This window comes from Clostridium sp. AF21-20LB (genome assembly GCF_003478795.1).
Classification (GTDB): Bacteria; Bacillota; Clostridia; order Lachnospirales; family Lachnospiraceae; genus Otoolea; species Otoolea fessa.
In genome coordinates this window covers 1-4,610 of sequence record NZ_QUGD01000046.1, presented here as the reverse complement: position 1 = coordinate 4,610, position 4,610 = coordinate 1, and the positions used below count along the sequence as shown (strand labels likewise).

Below are 4,610 nucleotides of genomic sequence, written 5' to 3'. Positions count from 1 at the left end.
TTGCCCTTGTCTCAAGGACGTATGTTATGATACCAGAGTTTCCAAGGATTGTCAACGATTTTTCTATATTTGTTATTCTTTTTATTTTGTTGTGATTTTTTAGAATATTCTAACCATTTGAAGTCTATGCATCTATTTCCCCTAATCCCAGAAATGGCATCGAATCAAAAGAATCCGATGCCATTTCCATCCATTCATAAATACCGCTTTCAATCTCCATCTACACTCTCATTTATATCTATTACCTATTCCTATACTACCTCTCAATCAATTTAACTGCCAGGCTGACGCCGCCGCAGACCCACATCACAAGAATTGGGTTCAGTTTCCATTTGCGGAGCGCTATAAAAGCTGCCGAAAAAAGAACCAGACTGCCCCACTGGATCATCCTCTCCCCATTTACCTCTGGAAGAACTGCTGCCAGTAACATCGAAAGTCCGGCACCCGCGATCAGCGCCACTACCGCTGGGCGAAGACTGCCTAAAATACTTCCCATCGCAGAGCCGCCACGGTAACGCCGATATATGTATGCCAATACCGATACAATGATACAAGATGGGAAAATACATCCCCAGGTTGCCGCAACGCCCCCGGAAGTCCCGCTATCCGAATTCCGACAAAGGTTGCTGAATTGACCGCAATCGGTCCCGGCGTCATTTCCGCGATCGTGATAAGATTCGCAAACTCCGTCATCGTGATCCATCCCTGTCGTTCCACAATCAGGCTCTGTACCAGTGGAATCGCCGCGTAGCCGCCGCCCACGCTGAAAAGCCCTATCTGCAGAAAGCTCAAAAATAATTGTATATAGATCATATCTATTCTCCCTCTCTATACCGCACCGGCCGTCTGCTCACGTTTTCTCATCCAGATAAATCGAATCGTTCCCGCCAGAATACCCGCCGCAATGATATAGATACATTCACATCCAGCACAAAATCAGCCAGAAACGCAATTATCATGATTGCAATTGAATACAGCTTTTTTTCCTTCAGAACATTCACTCCCAGCCCACAGGAAACATCCAGAATCACAGCCGCTACGCCGACTCGCATTCCCTCTAGTGCTGCTGCCACCCAGACGTTCGACGCAAACGCGGCGTAACAGACGGATAAAACCACCAGAATCGCCATCGGCGGAAGAATCGTTCCGATGACTGCCACCACCATTCCGGCAAACCCATATACTTTCCAGCCAACCAAAATTGCCCCATTTACCGCAATCGCGCCCGGACAGGACTGTGCCAGTGCGGTAAAATCAAGCATTTCCTGTTCATCAATCCAGTGAAGCTCATCCACGAAACACTTCTTCATAAATGTCACAATGACGAAACCGCCTCCGAATGTAAATGCGCTGATATAAAGTGTTTTTAAAAATAAAACCAGCAGTTGATGCTTCTGTTTCATCTGCCATTCCCCCTTTTTCTATTTTATCTTTTGTCTCTCCCAGTTCTCCTTCACGCAAAACAACATTCCTTTTTCTGTGCCCATTATAACACTTGCCAATTCATTTTAAAATTACTATAATTTATATATAGTTCTTATCAAAACATCTATGATCGTCTATAAAAGCAGCGCCGTCAAAAATAACCTTTCTGACGGCAGGCAAAAAGTAGGACAAACACACAGATACGAATGTTTCCCACTCCTTATGAAACATTCAGGAAAGGAGTTTTCATGACACTGCGGCATTTCCGAATTTTTATCGAAGTAGCATCCGCCGGAAGCATTACACAGGCGGCACGCAATCTCTACCTGACGCAGCCAACCGTCAGCACCGCCGTCCGGGAGCTCGAAGAACACTACGGAACATTATTTTTCGACCGGATCAACCAGCGTCTGCGAATTACCGGCGAAGGGCGGCGTTTTCTCGACTATGCACGTCATTTTATCCAGATGTACGATGAAATGGAACTGGCATTTTCCAATTCCGGAATCAGCGGAGTTCTCCGCATCGGTGCCAGCACCAACGTGGGGATTTCCTATCTGCCACGTTTCATGCAGCTATTTCAAGAGACATATCCCAGGTGCACACGCAGGTCCATATACAGACGACCGCACAGACGGAAGCCATGCTCTTAAATGGGGCGCTAGATCTTGCAATCGTCGGCGGAACCATCCACTCCGAACAGATTGCCCTGACTCCCCTGTTTCAGGAACACTACACCGCCATCTGCGCGCCGGGACACCCGATGGCAGGAAAAACCGTTTCCATCAATACATTTATGAAACAACCGCTGCTCTTTCGCGAAGTCGGCAGCACCTCCTATGAAGTATTTCAAAATGCCATCCGCCAGACCGGCTGTGAGGTCACCCCTGCCTGGGAAAGCACCTCGCAAGAGGCCATTCTCGAAGCCGTCCGCCTGGGGCTTGGCGTCACGATTCTTCCAAGCACTATGATCGAGCTGAGCTGAGACTCAGTGCCATTTCCCGGATCTATTTTTCGGATTTTTCTTTTCAAAATACCGTTCATCTGGCGTGGCATCAGAGCAAGTTTCTGTCTCCTGTCATGCAGGATTTTGTCCAAATGGCGCGTGAACTTTTGCCATCCAACCATATTTCCGCTCAAAATCCCCTGGGAATCTTCCCTCATACATATCCTGTCCACAGAAATTTTCCGAAGGGCTCTCCCGCAGCTACGCTCACTGATCTGCGATATTGAACTACCCTGGGAAAAATTTCGAAATGCATCGGTGCTCTCTCAGATGCCTCTTCGTCATTTTCTGGCAAATGCGTTCTTTTCCGCTCTACTGGAACCAGGCAGCGGACTGGAAGATATGATTCTACAGATGCAGGGGATCGCGTTAGAGTATGCCATCGTCCGCTACAGCCTTTTCCTGTGATGGATGCATGACGGTTCCGGTAAACTTCCGTATGAGACGGTTCGCGATTATCAGGTCATCATTATCCATATGACCTGATACGACGCTGAGGTTATCTGGGATTGGTTGCGAATACGTACGGATGATTGAAAATAATTTCTTCCTGTAATATACTTTTAGCTATAGGTATACCTATATTTAAAAGATTACTGGAATTTGCCCGACGGACAGCGTGCAAAGCTGATCGACGGGCAATTTTATAATATGGCACCTCCGAGCCGGATTTATCAGGAAATTTCCTACCAGATTTCCCGCCTTCTTGGAAATTATATCGAGTCCAACGGCGGAAAATGCCGCGTTTATCCGCCTCCTTTCGCCGTCAATCTGGATGCGGATGATAAAGATTGGGCTGAGCCTGATATCTCTCTTATCTGTGATCCGAATAAATTGACCGACCGCGGCTGTTCCGGCGCTCCCGATCTCATTTTCGAAATCGTATCTCCATCCAGCCGGCGCATGGACTACCTTATCAAAAATGCTCTGACTCCCTTAAACTTACCGAATAAAATTCGTCGCCGTCCGCTCCTCCTGTTCCGGAAGACCATATTCTTTCTTGCCAAGCTCGATGGACTTCATAAGAAATGTCATATTCTTTGCAAGCATCCGCATCGTCTGCTTGCCTTCCTCATCCATCTCTGCCTCCCCTTTCTCACAGCCGTGAATACTGTTCCAGTATCTGCTGGATGCGATCGGCATATTGCTGATGGTAAAAAATTTGTTCAATTCATCAAAAGTCGCTGAGCAGCCGCCTCTGCGTGCACAGACTACACTGGCACCCACCTTCATGCTCTTATCAAAGGACGTGCTGTAAAACAAGCGGTCAAGACAGGCAATCAGCGTCGCATTAGCCGATGCATAGTAGACCGGACTGGCAATCACCAGGCCATCCGCCGCCTCAAAGAGAGGTGCCAGCTCATTTACGATATCATCAAACACACATTTTCCAATTTCGCTGCACTGGTTACAGGCAATACAGCCCCGGATATCTTTATTTCCAATCTGCATGGTTGTTACCTCTACCCCACTATTTCGAAATACATTCTCTATTTCCCGGATGGCAATGGATGTGTTGCCGTTTACACGTGGACTTCCGTTTAGAATTAATACCTTGCTCATTTGGTTTCCTCCTTTTACTCTGCGATACATTTATTCCAACAAATTGCTTTTAAACAGTCTGTAAGCGTATATATTGTCTTCAAGTGTCTACAACTGTCTACATAAAAATGAAAATGCAAAAAAGCGGAAACCCTGATGAATCAAAGCTTCCGCAATAATAAAAAAGAGCGCGAGACGGGACTCGAACCCAGCCTTTACTTAAAAAACATATTATTTATAGGAGGTTTTAGGACTGCTCTTCTGTATTCAACCCCTTACTCAACCCCATATAAGATAGTACATTCGATGAAGACTGTCAAGGGTGCCTTTGGCACAACGCTTGCCCTTGATAGGCTGGATTTTAGGCATAAAAATATATCAAAAATGGAATGAGCCAGAAAGGTTTGCTATCCCTTTCTGCTTAATTGCTTTTTTTTCAATATCGGAAATAAATTCCCCTAAGATTATGATAATATATATCTATAAATCAATTAATTGATTTCAAATATTGCCGGCTTAATTAACTTAAAAAAAATATATATCTATAAATCAATTAATTGATTTCAAATATTGCCGGCTTAATTAACTTAAAAAACTTATATACTATATTTAGGAGGTTTTTAAAATGAAAAACTTT

At 45.2% G+C, this 4,610-nt stretch carries 5 protein-coding genes and 2 pseudogenes; 4 read left to right on the top strand and 3 right to left on the bottom strand.

Features of this window, described 5'->3' with window-relative positions; genetic code table 11:
• Window positions 1–256: 256 nt before the first annotated feature.
• Window positions 257–813, bottom strand: a pseudogene (locus tag DWX76_RS13540) (chromate transporter).
• Between the two features lie 47 nt (window positions 814–860).
• The gene (locus DWX76_RS13535) at window positions 861–1,403 is read right to left on the bottom strand and encodes a chromate transporter (protein WP_118570872.1); all 543 of its coding nucleotides are present in this window, start codon (window positions 1,401–1,403) and stop codon (window positions 861–863) included.
• Window positions 1,404–1,673: 270 nt separating this feature from the next.
• Between DWX76_RS13535 and DWX76_RS13530 the strand changes: the two genes are divergently transcribed.
• The 4 genes and pseudogenes from DWX76_RS13530 to DWX76_RS13520 form a co-directional block, all read left to right on the top strand.
• Window positions 1,674–2,078: a LysR family transcriptional regulator gene (locus tag DWX76_RS13530; RefSeq protein ID WP_182427386.1), complete on the top strand. Its 405-nt coding sequence runs from the start codon at window positions 1,674–1,676 to the stop codon at window positions 2,076–2,078.
• Window positions 2,024–2,410 (top strand): LysR substrate-binding domain-containing protein, encoded by a 387-nt coding sequence (locus DWX76_RS13525; RefSeq protein WP_182427387.1) that lies wholly within the window; start codon window positions 2,024–2,026, stop codon window positions 2,408–2,410. The genes DWX76_RS13530 and DWX76_RS13525 overlap by 55 nt, the downstream gene beginning before the upstream one ends.
• Window positions 2,411–2,701: 291 nt before the next feature.
• A complete protein-coding gene (locus tag DWX76_RS14040) occupies window positions 2,702–2,839 on the top strand; it encodes a hypothetical protein (protein WP_182429790.1) in 138 nt (45 codons plus the stop codon).
• A 195-nt stretch (window positions 2,840–3,034) separates the two neighbouring features.
• Window positions 3,035–3,343 (top strand): annotated as a pseudogene (locus tag DWX76_RS13520) (Uma2 family endonuclease); the annotation flags it as partial.
• Between the two features lie 30 nt (window positions 3,344–3,373).
• On the opposite strand, the gene DWX76_RS13515 reads toward DWX76_RS13520, so the two are convergent.
• Window positions 3,374–3,994, bottom strand: coding sequence for a flavodoxin family protein (locus tag DWX76_RS13515; RefSeq protein WP_118570871.1), 621 nt, complete (start codon window positions 3,992–3,994; stop codon window positions 3,374–3,376).
• Between the last annotated feature and the right edge of the window lie 616 nt (window positions 3,995–4,610).

Bases quoted from the DNA above. Each gene is read 5' to 3' on its own strand.
- DWX76_RS13535 (WP_118570872.1), bottom strand. From the start codon at position 1,403: ATGAAACAGAAGCATCAACTGCTGGTTTTATTTTTAAAAACACTTTAT.
- DWX76_RS13530 (WP_182427386.1), top strand. From the start codon at position 1,674: ATGACACTGCGGCATTTCCGAATTTTTATCGAAGTAGCATCCGCCGGA.
- DWX76_RS14040 (WP_182429790.1), top strand. From the start codon at position 2,702: ATGCCTCTTCGTCATTTTCTGGCAAATGCGTTCTTTTCCGCTCTACTG.
- DWX76_RS13515 (WP_118570871.1), bottom strand. From the start codon at position 3,994: ATGAGCAAGGTATTAATTCTAAACGGAAGTCCACGTGTAAACGGCAAC.